At 64.6% G+C, this 14321-nt stretch carries 12 protein-coding genes; 3 read left to right on the top strand and 9 right to left on the bottom strand.

Going from position 1 to position 14321, the window contains the following annotated elements:
* Positions 1–359: 359 nt before the first annotated feature.
* The gene (locus tag GU920_RS16820) at positions 360–1967 is read left to right on the top strand and encodes an alpha-glucosidase (protein WP_161768279.1); all 1608 of its coding nucleotides are present in this window, start codon (positions 360–362) and stop codon (positions 1965–1967) included.
* Here GU920_RS16820 and GU920_RS16815 read toward each other — a convergent pair.
* The 8 genes from GU920_RS16815 to GU920_RS16780 form a co-directional block, all read right to left on the bottom strand.
* Positions 1964–3865 carry a beta-galactosidase gene (locus tag GU920_RS16815; RefSeq protein WP_161768278.1) on the bottom strand — a complete coding sequence of 634 codons (1902 nt, stop codon included), beginning with the start codon at positions 3863–3865 and terminating at the stop codon, positions 1964–1966. The two genes, GU920_RS16820 and GU920_RS16815, sit on opposite strands and share 4 nt — an antisense overlap.
* Entirely contained in the window at positions 3862–4719 is an 858-nt protein-coding gene (locus tag GU920_RS19590; RefSeq protein WP_161768277.1) for an SMP-30/gluconolactonase/LRE family protein, read from the bottom strand. Before GU920_RS19590 ends, GU920_RS16815 begins: the two co-directional genes overlap by 4 nt.
* Positions 4716–5324, bottom strand: coding sequence for a 2-dehydro-3-deoxy-6-phosphogalactonate aldolase (locus tag GU920_RS16805; protein WP_161768276.1), 609 nt, complete (start codon positions 5322–5324; stop codon positions 4716–4718). The genes GU920_RS19590 and GU920_RS16805 overlap by 4 nt, the downstream gene beginning before the upstream one ends.
* The gene (locus tag GU920_RS16800) at positions 5321–6217 is read right to left on the bottom strand and encodes a 2-dehydro-3-deoxygalactonokinase (RefSeq protein WP_161768405.1); all 897 of its coding nucleotides are present in this window, start codon (positions 6215–6217) and stop codon (positions 5321–5323) included. The genes GU920_RS16805 and GU920_RS16800 overlap by 4 nt, the downstream gene beginning before the upstream one ends.
* Positions 6218–6244: 27 nt before the next feature.
* A complete protein-coding gene (locus tag GU920_RS16795) occupies positions 6245–8323 on the bottom strand; it encodes an alpha-galactosidase (protein WP_161768275.1) in 2079 nt (692 codons plus the stop codon).
* On the bottom strand, positions 8320–9165 hold the full coding sequence (locus GU920_RS16790) for a carbohydrate ABC transporter permease (RefSeq protein ID WP_161768274.1): 846 nt from the start codon (positions 9163–9165) through the stop codon (positions 8320–8322). Before GU920_RS16790 ends, GU920_RS16795 begins: the two co-directional genes overlap by 4 nt.
* Position 9166: 1 nt before the next feature.
* Entirely contained in the window at positions 9167–10069 is a 903-nt protein-coding gene (locus tag GU920_RS16785) for a carbohydrate ABC transporter permease (RefSeq protein ID WP_201744203.1), read from the bottom strand.
* Between the two features lie 120 nt (positions 10070–10189).
* A complete protein-coding gene (locus GU920_RS16780; protein ID WP_161768273.1) occupies positions 10190–11428 on the bottom strand; it encodes an ABC transporter substrate-binding protein in 1239 nt (412 codons plus the stop codon).
* A 102-nt stretch (positions 11429–11530) separates the two neighbouring features.
* Between GU920_RS16780 and GU920_RS16775 the strand changes: the two genes are divergently transcribed.
* Together GU920_RS16775 and GU920_RS16770 are read left to right on the top strand one after the other, a co-directional pair.
* Complete coding sequence (locus tag GU920_RS16775; protein ID WP_161768272.1) at positions 11531–12313, top strand: IclR family transcriptional regulator; 783 nt, start codon at positions 11531–11533, stop codon at positions 12311–12313.
* A 24-nt stretch (positions 12314–12337) separates the two neighbouring features.
* A complete protein-coding gene (locus tag GU920_RS16770) occupies positions 12338–13393 on the top strand; it encodes an ABC transporter ATP-binding protein (protein ID WP_161768271.1) in 1056 nt (351 codons plus the stop codon).
* Here GU920_RS16770 and trhO read toward each other — a convergent pair whose 3' ends face one another.
* Entirely contained in the window at positions 13394–14296 is a 903-nt protein-coding gene (gene trhO, locus GU920_RS16765; RefSeq protein WP_161768270.1) for an oxygen-dependent tRNA uridine(34) hydroxylase TrhO, read from the bottom strand.
* Between the last annotated feature and the right edge of the window lie 25 nt (positions 14297–14321).

The raw sequence follows: 14321 nt of genomic DNA, 5'->3' as shown, positions 1-14321 counted from the left end.
GTCGGGGATCCCTCAGCAGGTCGCCCGGCCGTTCTCTGCCCCTCTCCGAGCAAGGTCAAATGCAGATTTGTGATGCAGACAATCCGGCGACGCCCCCCCGTTCCCGGACCCTGCCGCTTCATCTTGGCCCAAATACCCAAATCGCCACCCTATCCGCAGCGGCACCGCCACAGGCAAGGACCCGCGCAAAAACGCACCCTTCCCGCCCAAAAATCCCTCACTCTCTCCGGATTTGTATGCACGCCTGTCTGCACTGGCCTGCTGCACCGGTTCCTGAACAGGCGCCACAGGTTTTCCCCCTGTGCATCAAGACCTTGACCCGCTAGCACTGTCCTTGGGCAATCAGAAACGGGGCGCGCATGTCAGCATCGGATTGGTGGAAAGGGGCCGTCACCTATCAGGTTTATCCCCGCAGCTTCCAGGATTCGAACGGTGATGGGATCGGCGATATCCCCGGCATCACCGCCCGCCTCCCCCATATCGCCGACCTCGGGGTAGATGCCATCTGGCTCTCGCCCATTTTCACCTCGCCCATGCGCGACATGGGCTATGATGTCAGCGATTACACCGATATCGACCCCACCTTCGGCACCCTGCAGGATTTCGACACCCTCATCCGGCGCGCCCATGACCTCGGGCTGAAAATCATTATCGACCAGGTGCTTAGCCACTGCTCCGACCAGCACCCCTTCTTCACCGAAAGCCGCGCCAGCCGGGATAACCCGCGCGCCGACTGGTTCGTCTGGGCCGATGCGCGCAAGGATGGCACGCCGCCCACCAACTGGCTCTCCGTCTTCGGCGGCAGCGCCTGGACATGGGACGCACGGCGCAAGCAGTACTATCTTCACAACTTCCTGTCAGAACAGCCCGACTTCAACTTCCACAATCCCGCCGTGCAGGACTGGCACCTCGCCAACATGCGCTTCTGGCTCGATCGCGGCGTGGACGGCTTCCGCTTCGACACCGCCAACTATTTCTTCCACGATCCGCACTTCCGCGACAATCCCGCCGACTTCCGCGAAAAATCCCGCCCCGACGGCAACCCCTACGAGATGCAATATCACCTGTTCGACAAGAACCGCCCCGAAACGACAGGCTGGATGGAACGCATCCGCAGCCTGCTCGACAGCTATGACGCGCGGGCCTCCGTGGGCGAGGTGGGCGACAGCCACCACGCCATCCGCCTGATGGGCGAATACACCGGGCGCAGCCGCCTGCACCAATGCTACAGCTTCGAGATGATGGGGCCCGACTACACCCCCGCCGCCTTCCGCCAGAAGATCGCGGATTTCTTCACCGGCGCCCCTGACGGCTGGCCGATGTGGGCCTTCTCCAACCATGACGTCCCGCGCCACGTCACCCGCTGGGCGGCGCATGGCACCACGACCGACGCGCTGGCCAAACAGGCCGCCGCGCTGATCCTGTCCTTCGAAGGCTCCATCTGCCTCTGGCAGGGCGAAGAACTGGGCCAGACCAACACGGACCTCGGCTTTGACGAACTGACCGATCCCCAGGGCATCGCCTTCTGGCCCGAACCCGTGGGGCGCGACAACACCCGCACGCCCATGGTCTGGGACGGATCCGAAAACGGCGGCTTTTCAACGGGCAAGCCGTGGCTTCCCGTCAAGGCACCCCAACGCGCCCGCAATGTCGCGGCACAGGCGGCAGACCCCAACTCGGTCCTGAATCACTACAAGCTAATGCTTCGTTACCGCAGCGAACGCCCCGAACTCCGCACCGGCCGCACCCTCTTTCTCGATCTGCCCGACCCCGTCCTCGGCTTCACCCGCGGCGACAGGCTGGCCTGCCTCTTCAACCTGTCTCCTTCCGAAATAACCATAAATATCAAGGGCCTGTCATCCCTGACAGGCCCTTCGATCGGTGCCACACTCGACGGTGACACCCTCACCCTCGGCCCCAATGGCGTGGCCTTCGCCACACTGTCCGAAGGGTCAGAGGCGCCCTAAAGCGCCTCCCAATGCACCCCGGCGGCGGGCAGCGTCACGCCGTCCCAATCCACCTCGAACGGATTGTAATTGAACCAGAAGCGATGCGTGTCGGTATCCCGCCGCCGCAGCCCTTCGGGCAGAACCTCGACCTCAATCCCCTGCGCCTCACACAGGCGCAACAGCATCCGGTCCAGCACCGCCTCCTCCGGCCAGCCGCCCAGATAATGCAAGCCCCCCGCCCGGATCAGCGCAGGCCACCCATCGCTGGCGCGCTCCACCACCTCAGCCCCGGTTTCGATTTTCTCGCGCCAGTGCAACAGGTTACCGCCCCCTTCCAGCGGCACGGGAACATCCGGCGGCAGGCTTTCCACCCACGCCACTACGGCCTCCAGCCCCGGCAGGTTCGGCGGCAGCGGGACAGGCGTCGCAAACTCCACGGTCTTCGCGTTGCTGCGCGGCCCGATCAGCGCGGCCCCCTGATACGCCTTCAACGCCCCAAGGAAAGCCTCCGACAACGTCGCCACCCCCGGCGCCAGCACCAGCTTGTAGGCCGACAGATCCGCCACATCTGGGGCCACGATATCCACATTTAACCCCAACCGCCGCAAGCCGCGATAAAAGGCAAAGACCAGCCGGAAATAGTCGAAATCCCGCCCCTGCGGCTGCGTGGCCCAGGCCCATGCGCTGGCATAGTCGAACACCAGCGCCACATCCGCCCGCGCCGTTCCCACATCGGGCATCGCGGCCAGTTCCTGCGCCACTTTCCCCGCCTCTTCAAAGGCTTGCGCAGGGGCGCTGTCGGGCCTGAGCAACCCCGCATGCATCTGTTCCTGCGCGAACGGCGCCTGCCGCCAGCGGAAATAGCACACGGCTTCCGCCCCATGGGCGAAGGCCTCCCACGCCCACAGCCGCGCCATGCCGGGCAGCGGATCGGCATTCCACGGGGCCCAGTTCACCGGCCCCGGCTGCTGCTCCATGATCCACCACCGCCCCCGCCCCACGGCGCGGTAAAGGTCGTGGTGGAAGGCCTGAAAATCCGGGTCCCCCTGCCGCACGAAGCGCCGCTTATGCTCGGCGCTCGCCTCCAGCCGGTCCGACAGGAAGCCCAAGGGATAGGCATCCCACGACGCGATATCCAAGTCCGCCCCGACCGCGAAATGGTCGAATTCCGTGATCCTTCCCATATAGTTATGGGCAATCGGCGCGTCCGAGAATTTGCGGATGATCTCTGTCTGCACCCGGTTGAAGGCCACCACCTCGTCACTGGCAAAGCGGCGAAAGGCCATGGTGTGCGACGGGTTCGCCTCGGTCACCGTCAGGTTGGGCAGGCCGATCTCATCAAAGGACGAATACTCCATCGACCAGAACACATTGCCCCACGCCCGGTTCAGGGCCTGCGGGCTCTGATACCGCTGCGCCAGCCATTCGCGAAAGGCCTCGCGGGCCGCGTCCGAATAGCTCAGCACCGTATCATGGCAGCCATATTCATTATCCGTCTGCCACGCCGCCACATGCGGGTTCTTCCCATAGCGCCGCGCCATCTCCGTCACGATCCGCGCCGATTCCGCCCGGTATCCGCGATGCGAAAAACAGTAATGCCGCCGCGACCCGAACCCGCGCGGCCGCCCCTCTGCATCCACTGCCAGCATGTCTGGATGCTTCTCCAGCATCCAGCGCGGCGGCGTCGCCGTGGGGGTGCCCAACACCACCTTCAGCCCCGCCCCGCCCAGCACGGCGATGGCGCGATCCAGCCAATCCCAGTCGAACCGCCCCGGCTCGGGTTCCATCCGGCTCCAGGCGAATTCGCCGATGCGGACCCATGTCAGACCCAGCGCCGCCATGCGCGCGGCATCCTCGGCCCATTTCGCCTCGGGCCAGTGTTCGGGATAGTAGCAGACGCCAAGCGTACGTTTCACAAGATCACCTGTGGTTCGGGCAGTCCGGGGCCAAACCCCTGAACTGCAAAGGTCTTTCCAGCCTCGGGATCGGCGGCCAACGCCGCCGCATCCATGCCCTCGCGGGCCGTGGTGCAGAACAGCGTGGCCAACCCCTCGCCCCCGAAAACGGGGCAAGACGTCTGGCTCGCCCCGATCGGCACCGCCTTCAGGAAGCGCCCGTCGGGGCCGTAACAGGCCACCCGCCCCGCCCCCCATTGCGCATTCCAGACATTGCCATCGGCATCCACCACCGCGCCATCGGGATAAAGCCCCTCGGCCGACAGATCGACGAACACCTCCGGCTGACCCACGGGCCAGCCGTCACCATCCAGCGCAACCGTCTGAATCCGCTGCGTCACCGTGTCGGAAAAATATGCCCGCGTCCCATCCGGCGCGAAGCAGATCGAATTCGGGATCGTCAGCTCGGTGAAGATGCGCCGCATCTCGCCCCGGTACCACCGCCAGATCGACCCACGCCTGGGGTCATCCCCGCCCCGCTTGCCCATCGTCCCGATCCAGAACCCGCCCTGCCTGTCCGCCCGCCCGTCATTGGACCGCGTGCCGGGATCATCTGCCTCCAGTTCCGCAACCGTCTCGATCTCTTCCGTCTCCAGATCGAACAGGAACAGATCCCGCTCCCCCGCGATCAGCAGCACATCCCGGCTCACCCATCCGGCGGCCGAGACAAGCTCCACAAAGGACCATGTCCGCGGCGCGCCATCCTCGACCGAGTGCAGCTTTTTCCCAAGGATATCAAACCAGAAGACCTGCCGCCGCAGCGGGTGCCAAAAGGCCCCCTCGCCCAGTTCGCAGACACGGGTATCAAAGATCATCCCACCGCCTCGTCATAGGCTGCCACGATCCGCGCCGCCCGCGTGGCGACCTCGGCCACCGATAGCCCGGGCGTGTAAAGCGCGGTGCCGATGCCGAACCCATCCGCCCCGGCCTTGATCCACTGGCCGAAATTCTCTGGCCCCGCGCCGCCCACCGCATAGACCTGACAGGTCTTGGGCAGCACCGCGCGGATGGCCTTCACCCCGTCCGGCCCGATCAGGCTGGCCGGGAAGATCTTCAACCCATCCGCTCCGGCCTTCAGCGCGGCAAAACATTCCGTGGGCGTCATCACCCCCGGCCAGCTTTGCAGGCCGCGCGCCTTGGTTGCGGCGATCACCTCGGGGTCGCAATTGGGCGACACGATCAACCGCCCCCCGGCATCCGCCACCTCGGCCACATCCGCCACGCTCAGCACCGTGCCCGCGCCGATCACCGCATGGGCGCCCAGCACCCGGACCATCGCGGCAATCGACGTCACGGGATGCGGGCTGTTCAGCGGCACCTCGATCCATGTGATCCCGGCCTTCACCAAGGCCTCGGCCACCGGCACGGCCTCAGGCGGCGTAACCCCCCGCAGGATCGCGATAATCTTTCGTTCCGTCATGCATTCACCTTTGCCCGCGTCGCGGCCAACCCGGCCAGCACCGCATCGCCCCCGGTCACCAGCCGCGCCTCGACACCCAAAGTCTTCAACGCCCGCGCGTAAGAGCCAGAGATCCCCTCGGATCCCACGATCACCACCGCCTGACCCAGCCAGTAGGGCCGCGCCGCCGCCAGTTCCATCCCGATCAGCAGCCCCGACAGCCGCGCCCGCGCCGCCGCCACCGACAGACCGGAGATCAGCCCTTCCGCCCGGATGCCGAACAGCTTTGCCCCGATCCGCTCCGGCCGCGCCAAGGCATCGGCCACGCCCGCATCAAAGGCCGCGTCCTCCCACCCCTCGCCCTGCATCCCGTGACGCAGGACCGACGCCTGCGACAGAAGGGCGAACATCTCGCCCGTCATGAAGGTCTGGAAACTGACCACTTCGCCCGCGCTCAGATGCGCCCATTTGGAATGGGTGCCGGGCAGGCAGATCACCCCGTCAAACCCCGGCAAAAGCGACAGCGTCCCCGCAATCTGCGTCTCTTCCCCGCGCATCACATCGGCGGGTTGCGCCTGCTTCAACCCAGGCACCAGCCGCACCCGTATCCTGCCATCCCGCGTCGGCGCCGCGACCAGCGACCCGGGGTCGAGCGGCGCGCAGGGAACCGCGCGATAGGGCGCCTCGTGCCAGCCCTGACGGCTGCCCACCATCCCGCAGGCGACGACGTCGGTCACCTTGCCTTCGGTCAGCCACGGCGCGATCAGCCGCAACAGGGCCGGTTCGAACCCGTCGCGATCCAGCCGCCCCATTCCTTCGTCCGACATGGCCTGCGCCACCACCGCCGCGCCCTGCATGGCGAAGGCGCGCAGGTTGGTTGTCCCCCAGTCGACCGCGATCCAGTCCACCATCATCGTTCCGCCTTCCTGCAGGGCCATCCGTCAGACACATTCACCCTCCACCACCCACATCGTCGCCGGCCATGCGACGGGCAGATGAAGCCCCTTCTGCATCAGCGCGAGGCCCGACAGGATCACCTCCCCGGACTTCAGCACATTCGGCCCGCGCGATTGCGGCGGGGCGTCCTCGGGGTTGACCAGACGCAACCGATACCGCGCCGCAGGGTCAAGCCCCGTCAGGCGCAAGGGGCGGGGCAGGATCTGCATGCTGGTGACCTCTTGCCCGGCAAACAGCACGAACCTCCCCCCATCTGCCGCGACCTGCACCTCGGCCACCACGGCAGGATCGTCACTGTCGATCCTGTGGATCGTGCCCGCCATCATCCAGTGGCGATTGGCCTTCCACCACCCTGTCACGGCCCGCAGCGTTGCGGCTTCTTCCTCGGTCAGCGTGCGCAGGTCCATCTCGAACCCGAAATGACGCTGCGCCGCGACCCAGGCGCGAAAGGACATGGGCAGAACCCGCCCCGCCGTATGGCTGCGCCGCGCGCCGACATGGCTGCCGGTCACCGCCGCAGGCAGGAACAGGGCGGCCTCATGCTGCATCCGCAGCCGTTCGATCCCGTCGATGCTGTCGGACAGCCAGACCCGCTGGGTATGGGCAAGGATGCCCGCGTCGATCCGCCCACCACCGCTGGCGCAGCTTTCGATTTCCACCCCCGGATGCGCCCGGCGCAGCGCAGAGAGAAGATCATAGATCCCGCGCGCCTGCGCCGCATCCACCACGGGCAGCAGGCGGTTGTGATCCCATTTGATGTAGTCGATGGGGTATTCGGCCAGAATCTCGGACACGGCGTTGAACAGATGTTCGCGCACCTCGGGACGTGCCAGATCCAGCACCATCTGGTTGCGCCCCGTGACCTGATCGGCCGGCCCCAGCATCCAGTCCGGATGGGCGCGCATCAGATCGCTGTCCGGGTTCACCATTTCAGGTTCGAACCACAGGCCGAAGGTCATGCCGCGCCTGTGCACATGGTCGATCAGCGGGTGCAGTCCGTCAGGCCATTTGCGCCGATCGACAGTCCAATCGCCAAGGCTCGTGGTGTCGTCGTCGCGCCGTCCGAACCAGCCATCATCAAGCACGAACCGTTCTGCCCCCATATCGGCGGCACGGTCGGCAATGGCGGCAAGGTCGGCGAGGTTATGGTCGAAGTAGATCGCTTCCCAGCAGTTGTAATGCACCGGGCGCGGGCGCGCCGGATCGGGCCACGTCACCACCCGGTCGCGGATATCGCGCTGGAAGGTGGCTGCAATCCCGTTCAACCCCGCCCCGGACCACAGCGCCAACAGTTCTGCCGTCTGGAAATGCTGGCCCGGCTTCGTCTCGGCCCCCCAGGCATGGCCGAACTGCACCTGACGGCGACCATCGGGCAATTCCTCGGCCACCATGCGGTGCCCGCCCGACCAGCCGTAATGCAGCGCCCAGACCGCGCCCTGCGCATTGGTCGCCCCCGCGCCGGCGAAAAGCGCATAGGGCGGATGTTCATGCCCCGATCGGCCCGTGCGCGACTCGCGCAGACGGATACCGGGGGTCCAGTCGATGTGGTTCAGATGAAACTCGCGCGTCCACTTGCCATGGACATCAATGATCGCGCCCTCTTGCGGGGCGGGCAGCACGGGCGCGGCCAGCCAGTGCAGACGCACGGGTTGCTTTGCGTCCAGCACCGTGGTCAGCCCGATCACCCCGGTGGGATAGGCGCGCAGCTCATGCGTCAGGCGCAGCCCTTCCGCCACGCTGACCAGCCGCAGACGGCCCGGCGCCTCTTCCACACGCTCGAAGGTGAAGCTGGGCAGCATCGGCGCCCCATCGGCCGCCGAAAGAACCAGCCCTGGCTGGCCCTGGAAGGCACGCCCCGCCTCGGGGCAGAGCGATAGGGACGGCAGGACATCCAGCATCCCCCCCGTCAGATCGTGCCGCGACGCCGCCGCCAGTTGCGCCAGATCCTCATCCTCAGGCAGGGGGGCACCCCACCAGATCACCTCGGGGATACCGCCCGCCGTGGTCAGCGCGATGGTCTGCGCCTGATCGCCAGTCCCGGCATCCAGCCTGAATTCCGTCACTTCACCGCCCCCAGGGTGAGGCCCGCGATGAAATGCTTCTGCATCAGGAAAAACATCAGGACAGGCGGCAGGGCGGCAAGGATCGACCCGGCCGACACAAGATGCCAAGCCGCCACCCACTGACCGTTGAGCGATGACAGACCGGCGGTGATGGGCTGCGCATCGGGGCTGGACGTCAGCACCGTCGCCCAGAAGAAATCGTTCCAGATGAAGGTGAACACCAGCACGGACAGCGCGGCGATGGCAGGCCGCATCAGCGGCAGGACGATGAACCAGAAGATGCGCCACTCCGCCACACCTTCGACGCGCGCGGCCTCGATCAGTTCATTGGGAAGGGCCTTGATGAAGTTGCGCATGAACAGCGTGCAAAAGCCCGTCTGAAAGGCGATGTGGAACAGCGCCAGCCCATGATAGCTGTTATACATCCCAAGGCTGAGCGTGAGGTCGCGCACCGGCACCATCAGGATCTGGAACGGCACGAAATTGCCCGCGACGAACATGAAGAACAGGATCAGGTTGCCCTTGAACCTGTAGACCGCCAGCGCGAAGCCCGTCATCAGCGACAGCGCCACCGCCCCGATCACCGTGGGGATCGTCACGATGAAGCTGTTCAGGATGTAGCGCGCCATCGGCGTGTTGCGGAACACGTCGGCATAATTCTCGAAGGCAAGGTAGGACGGGATTCCGAAATAGTTCCCCTGTGCCAGATCCGATGCCGGGCGCACCGATGTGGCGGCCACACCCAAAAGCGGCAGCAACCACAGCACCAGCGCAACAGGCAGGGCAATCTTGTAGATCCACTGGACGGCAGGGGCGCTTTGTTCGATCGGTCTGGGGAACATCTTAGCGCTCCGTCTCGTCGCGCCACATCTTCCAGATGAAGCCCGAAATGAAGATCATCATGATCGCGAACAGCACCACGGCGATGGCCGCGCCATAGCCCATGCGATAGCCGTATTCCGACAGGGCCTGTTCATACATGTAGTAGGACAGCACGCGGGACGAACCGAAGGGACCGCCCGCCGTCATGATCGACACAAGGTCAAAAGACCGCAGCGCGCCGATCACGGTGACCACAACGGCGATGAAGGTCGCCGGGCGCAACTGGGGCAGGATGACATACCACAGCATCCGCCACCCCTTCGCGCCATCCAGACGGGCCGCCTCGACCTGATCGGGGGCCACGTTGTTCAGACCTGTAAGGTAGAGGATCATCACATAGGCGATCTGCGGCCAAAGCCCGGCGACGATGATGCCATAGGTGACATAGCGCTCTTCCGCGAGGATGGCCACGCCGCTTCCGGTAAACCATTCGAGGATCAGGTAAAGCAGGCCGAAATTCGGCGCGTAGAACCACGAAAAGATCAGGCCCACGACCACCTGCGAGATGACGAAGGGAAAGAAGAACAGGGATTTGTAAAGCCGGATGCCACGGACATTCTGATTGAGAAAGATCGCAACCAGCAGCCCGGCAGGCACAGCCAGCATGTACATGCCAAGCCAGATCACGTTGTTGTAGAGCGAGACTAGGAAGGCCTGATCGGTGGCAAGTTCACGGAAGTTGTCCAGACCGATGAACCGTCCCGTGAACTCCCCCTCGCGGTTGTAAAGCCCATCCCAATCGTAAAGCGACAGCATCAGGCTCTCGCCGATGGGCCAGATCACATAGACGATGAACATCAAAAGCCCCGGCGCAAGGAAAAGCCAGGGCGCAAGGCTGCGCTGGTTGAATGTCCGTGATGGCATGCTGGCCTCTCGCGCGGGCTGGGAAAGCAGGGGGCGGGAAAATGCGACCCCGGGGGAGGAGGAGCCCCGGGGTCTTATACCGGGCGCGGACCTTTGGCCCACCCGCGCCCGGAATTCGCGTTACTGGTAGATGCGCTGGCGTGCGGCTTCCAGCCGCTCGAGGATCGCATCCAGATTTTCGGGCTTCACCATGAATTCCTGGAAGCCTTCCATCCCGACCTTGGCCATTTCCGCCGGCGCATCCCGGTCAAAGAACTGCGCGATCCCGCCCGGCGTCGTCGACAGCAGTTCGAACCCGGCCTGCAGGAACGGGTCTTCCCCGACGGTCGCCCCGGCGTTGACCGGCAATTGCCCGAGGTTCTGGTTCAGCTTGGTCTGCACATCGGCGCGCGCCACGAAGGCCATGAACTTCTTGGCATCTTCGACGTTTTCCGCACCGGCCGGAATGAACACCGCATCCGTGGGCGCCTCTTCGGCGCGCGGAACATCCGGGTTGATCGTCGGGAACGGCATGAACCCGAGCGTCTCGTCCGTCATCCCGCCTTCCTTGAGGGCGGCCACCGCAAAGTTGCCCATCACATAGTTCGCAGCCTTGCCCTGCACGACCAGCGGAACGGCATCCTGCCAGTCGATCGCCGCGTGATTGGCCGTCGTGTACGGCACCACCTTCGCCCATTCCGCAAAGGTCGCGCGGACACGATCATCGGTCCACGCCACTTCGCCATTCGTCAGCTGGCGGTGGAACTCATAGCCGTTGGTGCGCAGGTTGAGATAGTCGAAGATCCCCGCCGCGGGCCAAAGCTGGCTGGTGCCGGTGGTCAGGCAGTCGATGTTCGCCGCTTTGAACTTTTCGCAATTGGCGATGAATTCTTCCCAGGTGGTGGGCACGGTCGCGCCGACCTGTTCATAGACGGTGCGGTTAAAATAGATGCCCCACTGGTAGTAGGTGTAGGGAACCATCCACTGCTTGCCATCCTGCGTCACCACGGGAAGCGTCGATGCGAGTTCGGTGGTCAGGTTGTTGGACGCATAGACATCCGAGATATCGAGGAACAGGCCCGCATCGACAAAGGGCTTCATTCGGTTGCCGGGGTACCAGTTTGCCACATCCGGCGGATCGGCGGTCAGGAAGTTGCGGATCGCCGTCTTGTAGGCTTCGCGATCCATGATGTTCATCTCGACATCAATATCGGCATTCTCGGCCTCGAAATCCGCCACCAGCTGCTCCCACGCCGCCTTGGGCGCCGGATCGTTGTTGTCGGTGATGAAGGTCAGGATGCGCTTTTCCTGCGCCACTGCAGCAGTCGAAAGCAGCAGGGCTGCCATGAGCGCAGCCGCGCCCTTCGCGTAACGGACCATCGGTTTCCTCCCTTTAGGTTCCATTATGTGAAACTTAGTCTTGAATATTGAAAACTATGCGGCCTATCGTTAAGGCTGTCAACCGCAACGCAAGGAAAACCGATGTCGGCGGAACAGGGCGACGGAACCGTGGGCAAGGCGCTGGATGTGCTCGACATGGTCGCAGCCGCAGGGCATCCGGTGCGCTTTTCGGAATTGCTGGGCGCTGCGTCCTATCCCAAGGCCACGCTCTACCGGCTGATCCAGACGCTGACCCATCAGGGCATGCTGATCTATGACGCCGACAGACAGACCTATGCGCTGGGGGTGCGGCTGGTCCGCCTTGCCCATGCCGCCTGGGCCACGTCATCGCTGGCCCCGATCGCGCGGCCCTATCTCGATGAATTGGCAGAAGAAACCGGCGAGACCATCCATCTGGCGCAGATGGACAATGGTCAGGTTCTCTATGTCGACAAACGCAACGCCGCAAAGCCGGTGGAGATGTTTGCACAGGCCGGCAAGGTGGGGCCGGCCTATTGCACCGGCGTCGGCAAGGCGATGCTGGCCTTCCTGTCGCCGGATGCGCTGGAGCGCGCGCTGCAACGCCAGAGCTTTCACCGCTTTACCCCCCAGACACTGGACAGCGCCGGGGCGCTGAAGGCCGAGCTGGAGGCGATTCGGGGCCGCGGGCACGCCTTTGACCGCGAAGAGCACGAGCCAGGAATCATCTGCTGCGCCGTCCCAATCCTGACGCGCACGGGGCGGGTGATCGGGGCGCTGTCGGTGACATCCACAACATCCCGCACCTCGTTGCAGGCGCTGGACGCCCGGGCAGGGCGGATCAAGGAAACGGCGGCACGAATCGCGGCCGAAGCGGAAAGCTGGCGCTTTCCGGAACAGAATTGACGGACTTATTTGGGGGGAAATCCTATGTCGGGAGTGGTGCTGCAAAAGGTGGTCAAACGCTTTGGCGAGGCAGAGGTCATCCATGGTGTCGACCTGACCATCGAGGATGGCGAGTTCTGCGTTTTCGTCGGCCCCTCTGGCTGTGGGAAGTCAACGCTGCTGCGCATGGTGGCAGGGCTTGAAGACACGTCGAGCGGGTCGATCCACATCGGCGCGCGGGACGTGACGCATATTGACCCTTCCGAACGCGGCGTGGCGATGGTGTTTCAAACCTATGCGCTCTACCCCCACATGACGGTGGCAGAGAACATGGGCTTTGGGCTGAAGATGACGGGTCACCCGGCGCAGGAGATCAACCGCAAGGTGGCCGAGGCCGCCCGTATCCTGAAACTGGGGGACCTCCTGTCGCGCAAGCCCAAGGCGCTGTCTGGCGGCCAGCGCCAGCGCGTGGCCATCGGGCGGGCCATCGTGCGCGGGCCGGAAGTCTTTCTGTTTGATGAACCGCTCTCGAACCTCGATGCCGAATTGCGGGTGGAGATGCGGGTGGAAATCGCGCGCCTGCACCGCGAAATCGGCGCGACGATGATCTATGTGACACATGATCAGGTCGAGGCCATGACGCTGGCTGATAAGATCGTCGTCCTGCGGAAGGGCCGGGTGGAACAGGTGGGCAAGCCGCTTGAACTTTACCATGATCCCGACAACCGGTTTGTCGCCGGATTCATCGGCAGCCCGGCGATGAACTTTGTCGCGGCGACCGTCGTCTCGGCCGGTCTGGCCGAAGCGCCGGGTCTGGGTGGCACGGTTCCGACCGGGGCGCGCCTTCCGGCCGCGGGCAGCAAGGTGGAGGTGGGCCTTCGCCCGCAGCATCTGCGCATCACGGGCGGCGAGACCCACCGTGTCGAGATGACCGAAGCGCTGGGGGGTGTCAGCTTCATCCATGTTTCGGCGGCGACCGGTGAAAAACTGGTGATCGAGGCGAAGGGCGATGTCACCCCGGCCATCGGCACCATGGTTGGCATTGCCTATGATGCGGGTGACGCGCTGTTCTTCGCCGCGGACGGACAGCGCCTGCGCTGATCACGCGCCGAGGTGCGGCTCGCCCCGCGCCTCGGCCAGTTTCATCTGGCGCTGGCGTTCGCGAAAGCGCGCGCGATCCGTTTCGCTGTATTCATCCGTGCAGGCGGGGCAAGAGACGCCTTCTTCGTAATCCGCGTGCTGCCGCGCCGCGGGTGTGACAGGGCGGCGGCAGGCCCCGCAAACGGACAGTTGCCCGGGCACCAGCCCGTGGCCCACCGACACCCGCTTGTCGAACACGAAACACTCCCCCTGCCAGAGCGATTGATCCTCGGGCACGGTTTCGAGGTATTTCAGGATGCCGCCTTTCAGGTGGAACACCTCGGTCACGCCCTGTTGCAGCAGCCAGTTGGTCGATTTCTCACAGCGGATGCCCCCGGTGCAGAACATCGCGATACGCTTGTTGTGAAACCGATCCCGGTTCTCTTCCCACCACGCGGGAAACTCGCTGAAGCTGCGGGTGCCCGGGTCGATCGCGCCGGCAAAGGTGCCGATCGACACCTCGTAATCGTTGCGCGTGTCGATCACCGCCACATCGGGCGCGGCGATCAGCGCGTTCCATTCGGCGGCATCGACATAATGGCCGACACGCGCCGTCGGATCCACGTCCGGCTTGCCCATGGTGACGATTTCACGCTTCAGCTTTACCTTCATCTTGCCGAACGGCATCTCCGCGGCGGGGCTTTCCTTCCATTCCAGATCGGCGCAGCCCGGCAGGGCGCGAATGTGGCCCAGAACCGCATCAATCCCCTGCCGGGTGCCTGCGATGGTGCCGTTGATCCCTTCCCGTGCCAGAAGAAGCGATCCCTTCACCCCTTGCGCCATGGCACAGGAAAGAAGCCCATCCCGCAGGGTGGCAGGGGCATCGAACCGGGTGAAATGATAAAGGGCGGCCACTGTCAGCATCCCTGCGGCATGCCCCTAAATCCAC

This window comes from Paragemmobacter ruber (assembly GCF_009908315.1).
Lineage (GTDB): Bacteria > Pseudomonadota > Alphaproteobacteria > Rhodobacterales > Rhodobacteraceae > Paragemmobacter > Paragemmobacter ruber.
This window is presented reverse-complemented; position numbering and strand designations above follow the sequence as displayed.

Excerpts from the sequence above, each read along its gene's own strand:
- GU920_RS16800 (WP_161768405.1), bottom strand. The coding sequence starts at position 6,217 with ATGATGGTGGACTGGATCGCGGTCGACTGGGGGACAACCAACCTGCGC.
- GU920_RS16785 (WP_201744203.1), bottom strand. The coding sequence starts at position 10,069 with ATGCCATCACGGACATTCAACCAGCGCAGCCTTGCGCCCTGGCTTTTC.
- GU920_RS16770 (WP_161768271.1), top strand. The coding sequence starts at position 12,338 with ATGTCGGGAGTGGTGCTGCAAAAGGTGGTCAAACGCTTTGGCGAGGCA.
- GU920_RS16820 (WP_161768279.1), top strand. The coding sequence starts at position 360 with ATGTCAGCATCGGATTGGTGGAAAGGGGCCGTCACCTATCAGGTTTAT.
- GU920_RS16790 (WP_161768274.1), bottom strand. The coding sequence starts at position 9,165 with ATGTTCCCCAGACCGATCGAACAAAGCGCCCCTGCCGTCCAGTGGATC.
- GU920_RS16780 (WP_161768273.1), bottom strand. The coding sequence starts at position 11,428 with ATGGTCCGTTACGCGAAGGGCGCGGCTGCGCTCATGGCAGCCCTGCTG.
- trhO (WP_161768270.1), bottom strand. The coding sequence starts at position 14,296 with ATGCTGACAGTGGCCGCCCTTTATCATTTCACCCGGTTCGATGCCCCT.
- GU920_RS16805 (WP_161768276.1), bottom strand. The coding sequence starts at position 5,324 with ATGACGGAACGAAAGATTATCGCGATCCTGCGGGGGGTTACGCCGCCT.
- GU920_RS19590 (WP_161768277.1), bottom strand. The coding sequence starts at position 4,719 with ATGATCTTTGATACCCGTGTCTGCGAACTGGGCGAGGGGGCCTTTTGG.
- GU920_RS16775 (WP_161768272.1), top strand. The coding sequence starts at position 11,531 with ATGTCGGCGGAACAGGGCGACGGAACCGTGGGCAAGGCGCTGGATGTG.